Source organism: Lentilactobacillus farraginis DSM 18382 = JCM 14108 (assembly GCF_000583655.1).
GTDB classification, from domain to species: Bacteria; Bacillota; Bacilli; order Lactobacillales; family Lactobacillaceae; genus Lentilactobacillus; species Lentilactobacillus farraginis.
The window spans coordinates 1-14,031 of record NZ_BAKI01000023.1; the positions used below are offsets into that span (position 1 = coordinate 1).

Annotated in this window: 13 protein-coding genes; 6 read left to right on the forward strand and 7 right to left on the reverse strand. The window is 44.2% G+C overall.

The features are described 5' to 3' along the window. A partial coding sequence (locus JCM14108_RS08420) for a hypothetical protein (protein ID WP_035180135.1) occupies nt 1-510 on the forward strand: 510 nt, incomplete at its 5' end. A 72-nt stretch (nt 511-582) separates the two neighbouring features. On the opposite strand, the gene JCM14108_RS08425 is transcribed toward JCM14108_RS08420, so the two are convergent. Beyond that, the gene (locus tag JCM14108_RS08425; RefSeq protein WP_035180136.1) at nt 583-1,305 is read right to left on the reverse strand and encodes an alpha/beta hydrolase; all 723 of its coding nucleotides are present in this window, start codon (nt 1,303-1,305) and stop codon (nt 583-585) included. A 265-nt stretch (nt 1,306-1,570) separates the two neighbouring features. Between JCM14108_RS08425 and JCM14108_RS08430 the strand changes: the two genes are divergently transcribed. After that, a complete protein-coding gene (locus JCM14108_RS08430; RefSeq protein WP_035180137.1) occupies nt 1,571-2,632 on the forward strand; it encodes an SGNH/GDSL hydrolase family protein in 1,062 nt (353 codons plus the stop codon). A gap of 63 nt (nt 2,633-2,695) precedes the next feature. On the opposite strand, the gene JCM14108_RS08435 is transcribed toward JCM14108_RS08430, so the two are convergent. Next, nucleotides 2,696-3,427 carry an ADP-ribosyltransferase gene (locus tag JCM14108_RS08435; RefSeq protein WP_237745775.1) on the reverse strand — a complete coding sequence of 244 codons (732 nt, stop codon included), beginning with the start codon at nt 3,425-3,427 and terminating at the stop codon, nt 2,696-2,698. Between the two features lie 134 nt (nt 3,428-3,561). Continuing rightward, complete coding sequence (locus tag JCM14108_RS15890; protein WP_272944526.1) at nt 3,562-3,687, reverse strand: hypothetical protein; 126 nt, start codon at nt 3,685-3,687, stop codon at nt 3,562-3,564. Between the two features lie 248 nt (nt 3,688-3,935). Here JCM14108_RS15890 and JCM14108_RS08440 point away from each other — a divergent pair, with 248 nt between their 5' ends. The 4 genes from JCM14108_RS08440 to JCM14108_RS08450 all read left to right on the forward strand — a co-directional run bounded on the left by JCM14108_RS08440 (nt 3,936) and on the right by JCM14108_RS08450 (nt 9,275). Beyond that, nucleotides 3,936-7,034 carry a YfhO family protein gene (locus JCM14108_RS08440; RefSeq protein WP_035180139.1) on the forward strand — a complete coding sequence of 1,033 codons (3,099 nt, stop codon included), beginning with the start codon at nt 3,936-3,938 and terminating at the stop codon, nt 7,032-7,034. A gap of 370 nt (nt 7,035-7,404) precedes the next feature. Continuing rightward, nucleotides 7,405-7,722, forward strand: a complete 318-nt coding sequence (locus JCM14108_RS15340) for an acyltransferase family protein (protein ID WP_237745776.1) — start codon at nt 7,405-7,407, stop codon at nt 7,720-7,722. Between the two features lie 77 nt (nt 7,723-7,799). Further along, a complete protein-coding gene (locus JCM14108_RS15345; protein ID WP_237745777.1) occupies nt 7,800-8,411 on the forward strand; it encodes a hypothetical protein in 612 nt (203 codons plus the stop codon). 261 nt (nt 8,412-8,672) lie between these two features. Further along, a complete protein-coding gene (locus tag JCM14108_RS08450) occupies nt 8,673-9,275 on the forward strand; it encodes a TetR/AcrR family transcriptional regulator (protein WP_235807041.1) in 603 nt (200 codons plus the stop codon). A 74-nt stretch (nt 9,276-9,349) separates the two neighbouring features. On the opposite strand, the gene JCM14108_RS08455 is transcribed toward JCM14108_RS08450, so the two are convergent. From JCM14108_RS08455 to JCM14108_RS08470, 4 genes are all read right to left on the reverse strand, one after another. Further along, the gene (locus JCM14108_RS08455; protein WP_035180141.1) at nt 9,350-10,387 is read right to left on the reverse strand and encodes a DUF5776 domain-containing protein; all 1,038 of its coding nucleotides are present in this window, start codon (nt 10,385-10,387) and stop codon (nt 9,350-9,352) included. 22 nt (nt 10,388-10,409) lie between these two features. After that, nucleotides 10,410-11,237 (reverse strand): C39 family peptidase, encoded by an 828-nt coding sequence (locus JCM14108_RS08460; RefSeq protein ID WP_035180143.1) that lies wholly within the window; start codon nt 11,235-11,237, stop codon nt 10,410-10,412. A 659-nt stretch (nt 11,238-11,896) separates the two neighbouring features. Beyond that, nucleotides 11,897-12,430 (reverse strand): DUF7679 family protein, encoded by a 534-nt coding sequence (locus JCM14108_RS08465; protein ID WP_035180145.1) that lies wholly within the window; start codon nt 12,428-12,430, stop codon nt 11,897-11,899. 249 nt (nt 12,431-12,679) lie between these two features. Next, complete coding sequence (locus JCM14108_RS08470) at nt 12,680-13,861, reverse strand: phosphopentomutase (protein ID WP_035180147.1); 1,182 nt, start codon at nt 13,859-13,861, stop codon at nt 12,680-12,682. Nucleotides 13,862-14,031: the final 170 nt, after the last annotated feature.

Sequence of the window (14,031 nt, forward strand, 5' to 3'; positions counted from 1 at the left end):
ATCGAATTCGGTAAAAATAATCACTTTTCAGCTGCTGATATTCTCCATGAATTATCATTAATGGATCAAAAACACGAAAAGATCCTAACCGCTACTTTTGAGCTGGACTACGTTGATGGTGTTAGACTTTTCAATAATAAAGCCAACCATTGGTTAACGGAAAAGGGGCGCCAATATCTTCAAGAGTTGAAACTTTTGGAAAGCCATGCAATTCACGCCAAATTCAATACCGAAAATGTCAATGACGCTAATACAGCCTATGACGGCTACCTCAGCCAATTAATTGCCTGCAAAGATAAAATGCAGACCGAAGCCGATAAGGTCACCCTTCAGGAATTCACAATTGATTTGCGCCATTTGCTGACAGATAGTAAGAAACTCGAAGAAGGCGCACTTAATAAATTCCAGCCGTTTATCGAACGCAACTGGCGGGAACTGGCTACCCCGATGACGCCCATTTTAGTTGAACTGTCTCGCCGATTCCTATTCACAATGACTTACGATGCTTAACAAAAAATAAGACTGACTATGGCAACAACCGCCAGTCAGTCTTATTTACGTCCGATCTTAAATTAAATTATTTTATTGAATACCAACAACTTCCTGCAGCCATTCCATACCCAACTCAAACCAACGGGCCATGTGTTTATCAGATCGGTCACGGTTAACAATCGCCGTCCACTTATTAGCCAACGCGATCCCGTGATTGCCGGTGCCAAATTCATGAACTTCAAACGGCACTTTGTTTTTAGCCAACGCTTCGGTATAGACGTGGATGTGGTCCAAAAATGGTGTCAATTCATCGTTAACTGAACCCCAAATAAACGTTGGCGGCGTCCCAGCCGAAACCGTCTTGGAAACGTCCAGACTTTTAACGCCCATTTTTTCATCCAACGTCGGCTTAATAACCGGGTAGCCCAACATCACAAATTTGGCATGGGTGCCCTTCTCATTACCATAATCGGCTGCCAGCTGACCGCCGGCTGAAAAACCGATAATGCCAAGTTTATTCGTGTCAACGTTCAAATCGTCGGCATGCGCGAGAATATAATCAAATGATTGTTCAATGGCTGTTTTGGCATCTGAATAATTTTTATTTTCAAGCACCGGATACTTAACAACAAAGGCTTGAAAGGCTTGCGTTGCAAACGTCAAGGCCACTCTTTCCGTATCCCGTTCCTTTAATTGTTTATAACTGCCGCCACCAATGATCACGATTCCAGGCAGTTTTTCATCAGTCTTACTCTGGTAAATATCCAACGCTGATGCTGCCGGTTGGTCCAATTTAATTGTTTTGATATCCATGAAATCACCTCAATTATATAATAAGAGGAAGTTGGCAAAAATGCCATTCCCAAACTAAAAGAAGTCGACCGTTACCCTAGCGGCACGGTTATTTTTGCGGCCTATAACAATTCGTTATGGGGTTATTGATAACACTGATAGCCAGGTAAAAGTCGGCATAATCATTAAGATTCTTGGAATGAATTGACGGGAATAAATGAATAACATATAATACAGAATGTTATTTTTAGAGGGATCTATATTAATTCTGAGGAGAATTCTGAACATGTCTTGGTTGTTTAACCGTCGAAATTTCGTAGTTTGTCTCGTTTCGTTTCTAATAACTGCCGGCGGGTTCGCTTTAACCGGCACAATCGCCAATACCAGTTCTGAAGAAGTGCAGGTTGAGTACCGGGCCCCGGTCATTACCCACGCTTACGCGCTTCGGAAAAGGGCGATTTTATACAATAATGTCGGCCTGACTCAGGCTGTCAGTGGTAATCCGTTTCTAAAGTCGGCTTGGTATCGAACCTATTCCGCTAAATTATCAATCAACGGTAAATCTCAAATTGCTTATCAGGTAAAAGATACCAATGGCAAACATACTTTTTGGGTTTTAAGATCCCAACTAAAATCGATCAACAGTAATTCCTACAATCTGAAGCTGACAGGTGCCGGCTCCCGATTTTACCACAAAAAGGTCGGTTTCTTCGGTGATTCAATCCCGGCCGGCTGGGACGGCTATCATTTTTACATGAACAATGCCTACCCGGATTGGTTGAATAAATATCTTGGCACCAATAACCGAGTTGAAAACTTTTCGGTTCCGCATGCCAAAATTGTCGGCAATCGCTTCGCGTACATCGGCACCACCAAGGTTGCCCAAGACTTGCCCGTAGCCATTAAATACCATGAAACCAATATCCGGAATATGAATATGATCTTCCTGCATATCGGTACAAACGATTACACCAACTACTCCGGATCGGGTAACTTAAAAAATGTAATGCGGCATTTAAAACGCAGTGTTATGGCCATCAAACTACTTAACCCCACTGCCAAAATCTACGGGGTCCTGCCACTGACCCGATTTACTGCCGATGGACAGAACCGTCAAAATATGTCGAACATGTATGGTTACACTTTCGGCCAGTTGAGAAGTGCCGAAGCCAAACTTTATCGTCGACTGGGTGTCCAGGTAGTTAACTTTGACCAAATTGCGCCCAACCTGATCACCGATCAAAATAAAGACATCGTCTACGAAGATCATGAAATTCACCCCACGCCACAAATTGCCCAAAAATTAGGCTATTACCTGGCAAAATATTTAATCAGTAATCACAATTAAACGCTAAAAAGACTTGCGGCCATGATTGAAAATTATCGTGGCTGCAAGTCTTTTTACTTGGCACTAATTTTTAACATTTAAGGTAATCAGCTGATAATTCGTGTTAACGTTGCTGACTTGACGCTGCGTTTTTTTTCCCTTTTGCTTAATCGTTGTGACCGTATGCACATTGGATTTGGCCTTTTGAATTTTGGTAACAATCAATTTGACGTTACTTTTCAACAAATACTCCTTTTCACCAACGTTGGTAGAAATCGGATCAATATAAGCGCCATGGTAACCGATCGGTAAATTGATTTTTAAAACCACGTGCTGCTTGGAAAAGCCCAACGCCGTCATCTGGCTGAGCGTGCAGGATGAGTAGGCCGGATCCCGGTACTGCTGACCAACCCGTAACGATTTATCCGCCAATGATTTTTTCAAACCTTCTTTAGAAATTCCCCGATAGATCGTCGTCGGCTGCGTTAACCGGAACCGCTGAATCCCGGCATTAATTGCCTGAATACTGGTTTTTGTTTTTTTAGTTGCTTGATTACCAGGGGTTCGAAGCGCCGTATTGATCTTGTTATAACCGGTATCCGTGTAGTAACGAATTGCCTTGACTTCGGTCTTATTCAACTTTTTAGCCCATTGTTTAGCCGCTGCTTTTAGTTGGCTTACTTTCTGCGGCTTGTTTTTAACACCCTTGGTTGCATAAGTAACGCCGGCAGGATTAACAATCGCCAATTGATTCTGATTACCCGCGAGATGCACCACGTACCCCTTGTGGTTAGTCAGCCGATCTTTTATCGTCAAGACCGTATTCTTGGGCACCCTGATCTGATGGCGCTCATCCAGATGGCCGTTGACAATACTATATAAACCAGTGGGCCGATCAGTGACCAGTTTTTGGCTGCCGACATTAGCGGCATGGGCCGTATAAGCCGTTGTTACGTAAGTTGTCCGGTTGCCTGAACTTCTTTTTTAACTGATTGCGCCCGAACCGGTACCTGAATCAGTAAACTCAAAATCAGCGGCAGCACCAGCGCCAACTTTTTCAATTTTGTCATTAACATAACTCGTCCCTTCAAAAACAAACAATCTTCGATAACTTGGAAAATATTCCCCTATTTTTACATGGATATTCAAACTTTGCAAGTTGGCCCTATTTTAACAGTCATAATCAAAAGCTTGTAAAATTAGTGTAATTTTTTGATTAAAGTTGGTTAACAACCTTCTCAAAATAATTAAAAAATGACTTTTGACTTGTATTGAACCCCTTTTTCGGCTAACAATAAGGGTGAGTTATTAGGAGGGTATTTCGATGCAAGACAACGTTTTAACAAAAAAGTCACGAAAAATACCGTTATCGCTTCTCTACACGATAACGTTTATTTTCATCTGTTTATTAACTTACTCACTGCCTTGGCTGGCCGGAAAAACCTTAATTTGGGATGTGGACGGGATTGCCCAACACTTTCCGATTTTGGCCCAGTTTCAACGCATTCTCCAGGGAACCGCCCATCAGTCATTATTTGGCTGGTCATGGAATCTTGGTGTCGGTGCCGACCAACTGACGACATTTGCCTTTTACATAGTCGGTGACCCGTTCAGCTACCTGATCGCCCTTTTTCCAGCTGATAAATTGGAGTTGGGCTATCAGATATTGATCCTACTGCGGCTTTACTGTGCCGGGCTGGCCTTTCTTGGTTGGGCCAATCAGCGATCCTTTAGCCGCCACAGCAAACTAATCGGGACATTAATTTACACTTTCGCCGGGTTTAACTATTACGTTTCCATGCACCACCCGTTTTTTCTACTCCCGATGATTATTTTTCCGCTACTGGCGATGGGTGTCGAAAAGGTGCTTCACCAACAAAACTGGCTGCCATTAGCGTTGGCGACTGCCCTGGCATTGATTAGCAATTTCTACTTTGCGTACATGCTGGCTCTGGGAACCCTGGTTTACTTAATTACCCGCTGGCTTCATTATCGCCGGGTTGCATCGGAAAAACTGCCCGGCGGTCGCATTATTTACTGCCTTGTTCAGGCAATTGTCACCGGGCTGATAATGGCGGGGATTACCCTGTTTCCAACTTTGATTGCCGTGTTCAACTCCACTCGGGTTGCCTATCACGCCAAATTTGCCAACGGTTTGTTGCTATATCCGGCAAAATACTATTTAGCCCTGCCCAACCAATTTATTTCCAGTACAACGGTTAAAGATTACTGGTTAATTTTTAACCTCTGCGGGTTGGCCTTTTTGGCAGCAGTTTACGTACTCAAACACTTTAAAGCCAACCGCTCATTAGCCATTATTCTAGTGGTTATCTTGGTTTCGATGCTGCTGCCGCAAATCAGTGCCACTACTAATGCCTTCACGACGCCCTCAAATCGTTGGCTGTTTCTGGCAGTCCTGCCAATGAGCTTGGCCGTGATGGTCTTTGTCGATCAAATTCCCAATCTAACGCGAAGCGATTTACGTTGGCTGATTGGCATTTCGGTTGGCCTCATTGGCTTGGTTTGGCTGACCAAGGGCTTTACGCTTAATATTCCCCAAAACGACCTGATCGCTTACGGGTTTTTAATGGGCTTTTTACTATTAATTGCCTGTCAAGCTTCCTTGAAGTTGTCTGTTAAAACCGTTGCAACCGTTCTAACCGGCCTGGTTTTAGTCAACCTCGTCAGCAACGGCCAAGGCTGGCTAAGCCCCAACAACAGCCGTAATCTAAACGCCCAACTGGGAGTCGGGGCGGCTTCCAAATGGGTTAAAGATTATTACGACGGTGCTGAAAAGGCACTGCCAAATAAGGGCGGCTTTTATCGGACTGCCACGATGAATAATTACTATCAGCACCGGACCGCCGGCAACAACATTCCCATGCTTTTGGGGACTCATGACTTGGGTGCTTATTACTCCATTCAAAACGGCTACGTACTGAAATTCAGCCGTTCGCTTGGAAACGCTGATTCGGTCGTCAATTCCGTCATTGGCGAAGCCGACGGTCGAACAACCCTATTAAACCTGCTGGGGGTTCAGTATCTATTTGCCAAAACCGATATCGTTAAGCACCCACAAGACGTGCCGTACGGGTATCACTTTGTCAAAAACCGGCGCGGCGGTATTTTGGATTTTCCGGAGCTACCGGTTCCCGGTCTGAGTAATCATTCCGGAACAGTCTTGCTGAAATCCAACTTTGCCCTGCCGCTGGTTTACATGCAAAATCACGTCATCACCGCTGCAGATTATCGAAGCCTGTCACCGCTTCAATGTGAACAGGCACTGCTGACCGGCGCAACCGTGGAAAAACCAATTGATGGTTTGTCAGCCGTTTCACCAAAGCCGACAATTAAAAACGTCGGTTATATCACGCAATTATACGATCAGCACCTGGTTAACAATCCCATCAAGGCAACCCTTTATCGAATGCGGCATTCGCCAAACAGTCGGTATCGTCAGGCAGCCGCCAAATTCAAGACAAACCTGCCGGCCAATAAGGTGGCGATTTGGGAAAAAGCAACTGGGTTAAATCCTAATGGTCAGGGCTTGCGCAACGTTATTAATCAAAACCGCGAAGTTGTCGAACGCCATCAGGCAGAAAACCAGGCCGGCCTTAAAATAATGGATAATGACGCGCAAGGGCACCATTTGGCTTATCGATTAAAGTTAAAAGATCCTCAAAAATATCGTCACTGTGAGCTTTATCTGGTTATCGACGGAATTACCGAAACCCGGCACACCCTAATGGACCGGCTCAACAACCTGCGGGCCGATTCGATTGTCAGTGGCACACCGGTTTCCAAGCTTCAAAAAATCAATCGCTTGCGAACCGCAGCGGCTTACCCGGACCTAGGAGGGTATTCAATTACGGTTCAGACCGGTACCAACTCGGCTTGGGCCCGTCAACTACCGATTAACAATCTTTCCGACTACGAAGACCGTCAGCACATTGTGCTCAACTTGGGATACTCTGCCAAAGCCCGCCGCGCGCTGACAGTTCGTTTCAGAGGTGTCAAACAGCTGCACTTTAAGCGCCTGAGAATTATGGCGGTACCATTTAACAAACGCTATAACCAACGAATCAATCAGTTGCAGCAAACCGGCCTGCAGTATCAAAAGGTCACCAATGATTCAGTCTCCGGATATACTGATTTAACCAATCATCCCCGGTTGATGACCACTTCGATTCCATACTCGACCGGCTGGCGTCTAAAAATAGACGGTCAGGCTGCCGAGACCTTTAGGGTCAACAGCGGTTTTATCGGTGCTAAAATTCCCGAAGGCCGGCATTTTATCAAGCTGACTTACCAGACTCCCGGTTTTAACGTGGGAATTATTCTTTCGATCATCGGAATTGCCTGGTGGCTGATTTTCCTGCTCTTACATGGCATTCGGCTGTTACGAAAATTTATCAGCCGTTAATCTCGATTATAATTATTAGTTAATCGTTCACAAATTACTTAATTCGATTACAATAGAGATAGTGAGTTGCTACGACCATCAATCCAAAAACTAAGTTCCAGTCGTCTGCCAACGGCTCAACGTCAAACCACACCATTTAGAAAAGTATTTTTAACACCCGCAATTAAACGACTGACAAATAATTTGAAGTCACCTGATGGCTACTAAAAACAAAGAAACCCTTAAGCAAACAGTGTTGATTCCTATTTTAAGGTTGATTTATGGTTATTATGAAAAAATGACGCCAGTAATCAAATGAAACCAACGTTAGCATTTCTAAAATAAATTTATGTAAGTTCTATTACAAAGGCAGGGTGATCGCTTAAAAATTATGAAGAAAAAGAGAATTGAATGGATTGATATTGCCAAAGCCTATGGGATTATTGCCGTTGTTATCGGCCACGCGCTGGTAAGCGGCACCACCACCCACATTATTTACTGGTGGCACATGCCACTATTTTTCATCGTTGCCGGCTTTTTCCTTAAACCGATCGATGCTAAAAAGTTATCGGCATGGCAAAAATTCTTTAATAAACGTCTCTACCGGGATTTATTAATTTATTTTATGGCCGGTATCGGCTTGATCTTACTTTACAGTATCCTGTACAACGAAGATTGGCAGTACTTGGTTAATCATTTATCCAGCTGATTGTCGGTGGTCGAACACTGAATCTGTACACCAGTACTTTCTGGTTCATCAATGTCTATCTGGTATCAATTTCAGCCGTGACGTTATTAATTTCATTGGTTAAATCACGCTGGCTTCAGCTGGGCATTGTTTTGACAATGCTCTTTCTGGGAACCTGTTATGATAAAATAACCTGGCTGCGCCTGTACAGCTTTCAGACCATGCCATGGAACCTGGACATTGTTTTAATTGCCGCGTTCTTCATCTACATCGGTTACCTTTTCTTCCACACCAACTATCACTGGATTGAAAATCCGGCCGCCATTGCCGGACTGGTTACCCTTGCCGGAACGCTAATTGTCCTTTACCTGAACCATGACTTTAATTTCCAGTTTTCAATGAAATCTCATGAAATCCAATCCTCACTGCCAAAAGTACTGGTTTTGGCAACTATCCCATTAATCTTTTCATTTGGGGTAATGGGGCTTTCGTATTTAACCGCCCACTTTGAAGGCAGTTTTATCTTGGCAACCATCGGTCAACACACGATGATCATCATGTATCTGCATAACGCGCTGCTGGATATTGCTTCTATGGCCGGAATTGACAACATTGCTACCAAGGTAATTGTGGCTTTGATTGTGCCAATGCTGATTACATTGGTTAAACGACCAGTTACCAAAAATCGCAGCTTATATTTAGATAGTTGATAAAAATTCGAAAAGTGGGACGAAAGGCGGTTAACTTCCAGAGCATAATTGAATTATCCAGACATTCCGAACTTGAATGTTTGGATAATTCGATTATGTGTCAGGAAGTTGCCTTTCGGCGCACGTTTTCCACAGGACCGGGCAAAATTACTTGTCCCGGTCCTTTTGTCATTGGAAGATTGAATTCTTTTCTGAACGTCTCACCATAAGTCGGTGCTACAATAATCTTTGAACAAATAATCATCGTTTGGAGGTGAGTTTTTGGAAAGCCCAAGAACCAAACCACGTCAAAAAGATAATGATCAGCATTCAATACTGGCAAGTGCCTGGAAAATCGTTCAAGATGCCGACTACCAAGCTGTTACCATGGACGCTGTCGCCATGAGCGCCAATATTTCCAAAACAGATCTGTATCGAAAATGGCCGGACCGGGCCACCCTGATAATGGCCGCTTTTGCCCAGTACGATTCAAAGGCCGTCAAGCTGCACGTGCCAAACGGCGGCCACTTGGAGCGGGATTTTAGCAAGCTGTTTGAGCAATTAATACCGGAAATCAATGAATTAAGTCGGCCGAAGTTTGCCGGCTTGATAACCGAACGGCTGCAAGACGTCCCATTGGATCACGTTCTTTCAATCGCACCGGGAAAAGATTTTCACAGCGTTTTGATGAGCATGCTGAAACGGGCCAATAAACGGCACGAGATCCAATTAAACCAGTTATCGGAAAACGTCACAAATTTGCCGGCACTCTTGCTGATCAATCAGATTATCCAAGAAAAACAGGTTACTAAACAGGATTTGGATCGCTTAATTACCGAAATTCTCTTGCCTGTCTTCACTGCTTCAAAGATTAAATGGATCTAAAAACAGGTCTGATTACCAATCTTAACAATAAGATTGTCAATCAGACCTGTTTTTGATGCTAATGAAACGTTCAATTAATGAAAGACCCGGGCAATTCCGGCAATATCTGAACGTTGACCATTTCGAATTGGCTGAACCATAATCCGTGGCGGCCAGCTTTCAATAACCCGGTTGCCGCCAAGGTAAATCGCCACGTGCCAAATTGTGTGGGTCCCCGGTTGATAGTAGAAGACCAAATCACCTCGCTGGCGATGATTATAAGCAACGTGCATCAATTTTTTGCTGGCCCAAAGATTTCTTGAATTCCACTCATTGCCCGGAAAGGCATGGTGAATAGCACTAATCGGCGCTGGATTAATACCACCGGCATATAACGCCTGCATAACCAAGCCGGAACAATCCGTTCCATACTTGGGGCTGGATGACGAGCCCACCAGATACGGATTGCCCATATACCGGTAAGCTTGGTGAATCATTGCCTCAATGTGGGCTTTTCGACCCTGCCAAGCGTGAACTTTTAATGGGGCAACGTAGCTGTCGATTCCCGTCCAGGCTTTCCTGCTGAAGCCCATTTTTAGCCAAGTGGCTTCATTCACGTTACCGGTCACTTTCAAGTGGTGTCGGCTTTGGAATCTCTTAACAGCGTTGTAAGTCGCCTGGTTATATTTATCATAACCGCCAAACGTTCCCATTTTTCGCATGATATACCAAGTCTTGATCCCTTCAAAGCCCCGTTTGACGGTGTAGCCAACCTGTCCATAAGGCTTGATCTGCTGGTAATGAACCTGATAGTAACGCTTGGGGTTTTGATAGCCCTTGGTCTTGGCCACAAAAGCCCGATTGGCGGTAATGTATTGATGATGGTTGGTTTCAAGCGCGGTCACTTGGTTACCCTTTTTCACCACATCATTAATTTTCAAAAAATTGCCTTTTTTTACCAAGGCCGCTTTAGCCGTTCTGGCTGAATCTTTATATAAGCGAATTGTTTTTTTAGTTTTCACGATCCCCGGATTGGTTGTAAACGACGATGCGTTAGCCGTGCCGATCCCGACGCCGGTTCCCAGTACTGCACCGATTCCCAGTAAAAATGCTAATTTAACCCTTAATTTCATCTTAATAACCCCTCAAACTATTTTAATAACTCAATGCCCGATAAGCGTCCCGACTCCGATGGCGCTGCAGCTCCCGAATTGACATACTCGACCGTTTTGCCGTCCACGGATCGTTATAGTAAGCCCTAGTTGTTGAATAACCGGAAATAGTCAGCGCGTGGTTTACGAAACCATCGACACCATGAACCCAGACAACTACCGGGTGATCCTGGTTGATGGACTGCTTAATCTTACCAAAACCGGCACCCGTCAGATTAATTGCTGAACCGGCGTGGTTTCTGACCAATTTCATCAATCCTTTGGGATAAATCCACCAGCCGGATTTCGAGTACGGACTGCCGACAAACCCCTTATTGGGATCCTTGCTGCGGGGCATTTCCCGTGCCAGCTGCATTTTGGTCACGTTGGCGCCCGCGTACAACAACATCATCGTCGTTGCCGTAATTTCACAACCGGTTGGCAGCTGTGGCCGCTGCGCTACCATCGGTACATTTAGCCGCAAGTAAGTCGCATTCATCGCGCTTTTTCGAATCCAGCCGATTGCTTTATGCTGATAGGCAAATTTCAGCCAAGTCCCGTCAATTGTTATTTCTTCGCGAATAACGTGGACTTCCTTACCCGCATACCGACCACCCTCACCAATTGGTTCAACGTTAGCCGCGGCCGTCATATAACCGCCCGTTTGATAAATGGCAGCGCTTTTCTCCGGCTGCCGAGCCACTTTGACATAATAATCAGCAGGTGTATTGGCATACACTTCCCGGTAGGTTGTGTCAGCAGAAGCGCTGCCAGCCAAGCTGAATAACATCAGACCAAATAAGACCCCCACAAAATAATAAATACCCCTCATTTTAAGCTCGCCTTTCAGAATTAATATAATTGCTATCAAATGATAAGTTAAATTATATATGAAAATGAGTTGTTTGCAAACTATTTTTGGGATAAAAAGTAAAATTATTTTCCATTTTTTCCAAATAAATATCAGAAGAGTGGGATGAAAGACGGTTAACTTCCAGCGGATAATCATGATTAAACAAACGGGGCTGGGCAAAAGTAATTTGACGCTAGTTCCATTTTACGTAATTACGATTATTGCCGAGCAGAAATGTGCGCCAAAAGGCAACTTCCTGCCTCGTAACCGAATTGTCCAAATATTCAAGCCCGAAATATTCGGATAACCCGATTACGCTCTGGAAGTTAATCGCCTTTTGTCCCACTCTCCTAATAATTTATGATTTGTTTTTTGGCTGTCGACGTTTCCGCCACCCCTTTATTAACCAACAAACAATGACCCCCATGCCGAGGTATAAAATACTAAAAGGCAACTCCGCAAAAAAATCATTTAGTAGACCCCAAATGCTAAAGATAATTGCACCGAAAACAATGATTATCAACAACCACTTCACTACTTCGTACTTGATAAAATCACCCACCTTTAGCGTTAAATTAGCATTTCGACGCTATCGTGTCAATTCCTTAACGCCGCCTGTTAAATCAAATCCAGCGCAACTATAACACCCATTTCCGGCGCTGCTGTCGATAGGCATCTCGGCTAATTCTTCTAAGCTGACGCTTGATTCGTAGATTGGTAACCCATTGCCACCAGCGGCTTGGACGCACGTGTGCCTTAAACAGCCGATTCTGCCAGTATGTAATATCAGCCGCAATTTGTTTTTGGCTGAACCATGGATAATCATGCTTTAAATACGTATTGCAGATTTTAAACGGTCTGACCGACCAATACTGATAGCCGATAAACTGACTACGGGAAATTTGAAGGTGATGAGCCCGATTGGCAGACATTCGATAAATTTTTTTAACCATCCCAATACCAAATGGCGGCACACCCGATTTATCCTTTGACTTACTGCTTCTTGGATCATAGTAAGGCGTCAATGGAATCACCAGGAGTGCCCTTTGCATCTCATTTCGACCACGGGAATCGCTGTTTAAAGCCATCTGAAGATCCAGTGTCAGTCGATATTGCACCATCTTGCCGTCACTTCGAATAACATCCGCACACCAATATTTTTTTAGCTTCATTAATTTCACCCGCCTCGGATTTTAATCTGCTGCGCCTATTGTATCATCTCAATTATGATTGACGCAGGGAATCAGTAAATTGTTAATTGAATTTAATGCCGGCCGATTAAAGGCCAAAATAAAACACGCTAAATTTTAATTCCTGAACAAGCGTGCGAACTTTCCGGATAAAACCTAGTGTGTTTGTGAGGACCACTTTGTAGTTGCAAAGGGTCATTAAATTAGTAAATAATTGGGGTAACATATGGTTTAAGAAATTTGATCCAAAAACGACGTTCCCGGTAATTGATTGTGAATTTTAAAGTTTGATAAAATTGTGGCGCCCAGATCACTTAATGTTGAGCGAATGCCCAGCTGACCGCCATTCGCATTGGGGGATGCGGCAATCAACGGGACATACTCCCTGGTGTGACCGGTACCACTGTATGTCGGGTCATTTCCCTGGTCGGCAGTAATCATCATCAAGTCCGTCGGAGTTAGTTGGGTCATAATTTTATTCAACTGGCTGTCAATTTGCATTAACGCCAGCCCATAGCCCCGTGGATTTCGAGCATGACCAGCTTCATCAAGACTACCCAAATCCGCAAAAACCAAACCGGTAACCTGCGTTTTCACAGCTTCAAGCAGCTGCTTGAAGTTTGATTCACGACTATCGAATTGCGTTGTAATTCCCCGGCCGGAAAAAAGATCAATTAGGCTGCCGATTCCGGCAACCGGCACGTGACGTTCAGTCAATAGCTCCAGTGCGGTATCGGTTGGCGGTACAATCGTTAAATCCTGTCGATTGTTGGTGAGCTTAAAATCTGAAGGGGACTCACCAACAAACGGCCGGGCAATAATTCTACCAATCCTTAATCGACTTTCATCGACCATGAAACGAATATAGCGACAGATTCGGTACAGCTCGTTCACCGAAACAACCGCTTCATTGGCGGACACCTGCAGTACTGAATCATTTGATGAATATACAATCAAGTCACCTTCCTTTGACTCCTGCTCACCGAAACCTTTCAAAGCCGCTATCACTGAGGCTGGCCGATTCAAAAGAACTTTTCGATTTGAAAAGGTTTCAATCCGGTTAATCAGTGGCAACGGAAAGCCATTCGGAAAAGTATCCAATGGCGGGTTAACAAACGTCCCCATCAGTTCCCAATGGCCGTTCAAACTATCTATATCGGCAGAAGCCGGCTTCATCTTACCAACTTGACTGGTTAGCGGCTTGACCGCTGAAACCCCCATCAGCGGTGATTCTCTTGGAATGTTGCCAAGTCCCAGCCGAGTTAATGTTGGCAATTTTAAAGTGCCCTGCCAATACTGACAAACATGCCCCAGGGTATCTGCTCCCTGGTCACCGAATTCGCCGGGATCAGCTGTTGCGCCAATTCCAACTGAATGAAGTACGATTACAATAATGCGTTTAAATCTCCTCATTTTTGCTCACCCGGTGAACCTTTCGTTGAATCCCCCTTAACTGAAAAGCAGGTATCTTTGCTTTTCGATTGTTAGTGTAGCATTTGTCGGCCAAAATATTGTTGTATTAAGTTACAAAATATCAACTGTTATTATTGTAGTAGTGCACAATTAATTTTGAACCGATTTGC

Excerpts from the sequence above, each read along its gene's own strand:
- JCM14108_RS15340 (WP_237745776.1), top strand. The coding sequence starts at position 7,405 with ATGAAGAAAAAGAGAATTGAATGGATTGATATTGCCAAAGCCTATGGG.
- JCM14108_RS08440 (WP_035180139.1), top strand. The coding sequence starts at position 3,936 with ATGCAAGACAACGTTTTAACAAAAAAGTCACGAAAAATACCGTTATCG.
- JCM14108_RS08460 (WP_035180143.1), bottom strand. The coding sequence starts at position 11,237 with ATGAGGGGTATTTATTATTTTGTGGGGGTCTTATTTGGTCTGATGTTA.
- JCM14108_RS08455 (WP_035180141.1), bottom strand. The coding sequence starts at position 10,387 with ATGAAATTAAGGGTTAAATTAGCATTTTTACTGGGAATCGGTGCAGTA.
- JCM14108_RS08430 (WP_035180137.1), top strand. The coding sequence starts at position 1,571 with ATGTCTTGGTTGTTTAACCGTCGAAATTTCGTAGTTTGTCTCGTTTCG.
- JCM14108_RS08465 (WP_035180145.1), bottom strand. The coding sequence starts at position 12,430 with ATGAAGCTAAAAAAATATTGGTGTGCGGATGTTATTCGAAGTGACGGC.
- JCM14108_RS15890 (WP_272944526.1), bottom strand. The coding sequence starts at position 3,687 with ATGTTAATGACAAAATTGAAAAAGTTGGCGCTGGTGCTGCCGCTGATT.
- JCM14108_RS08425 (WP_035180136.1), bottom strand. The coding sequence starts at position 1,305 with ATGGATATCAAAACAATTAAATTGGACCAACCGGCAGCATCAGCGTTG.
- JCM14108_RS08470 (WP_035180147.1), bottom strand. The coding sequence starts at position 13,861 with ATGAGGAGATTTAAACGCATTATTGTAATCGTACTTCATTCAGTTGGA.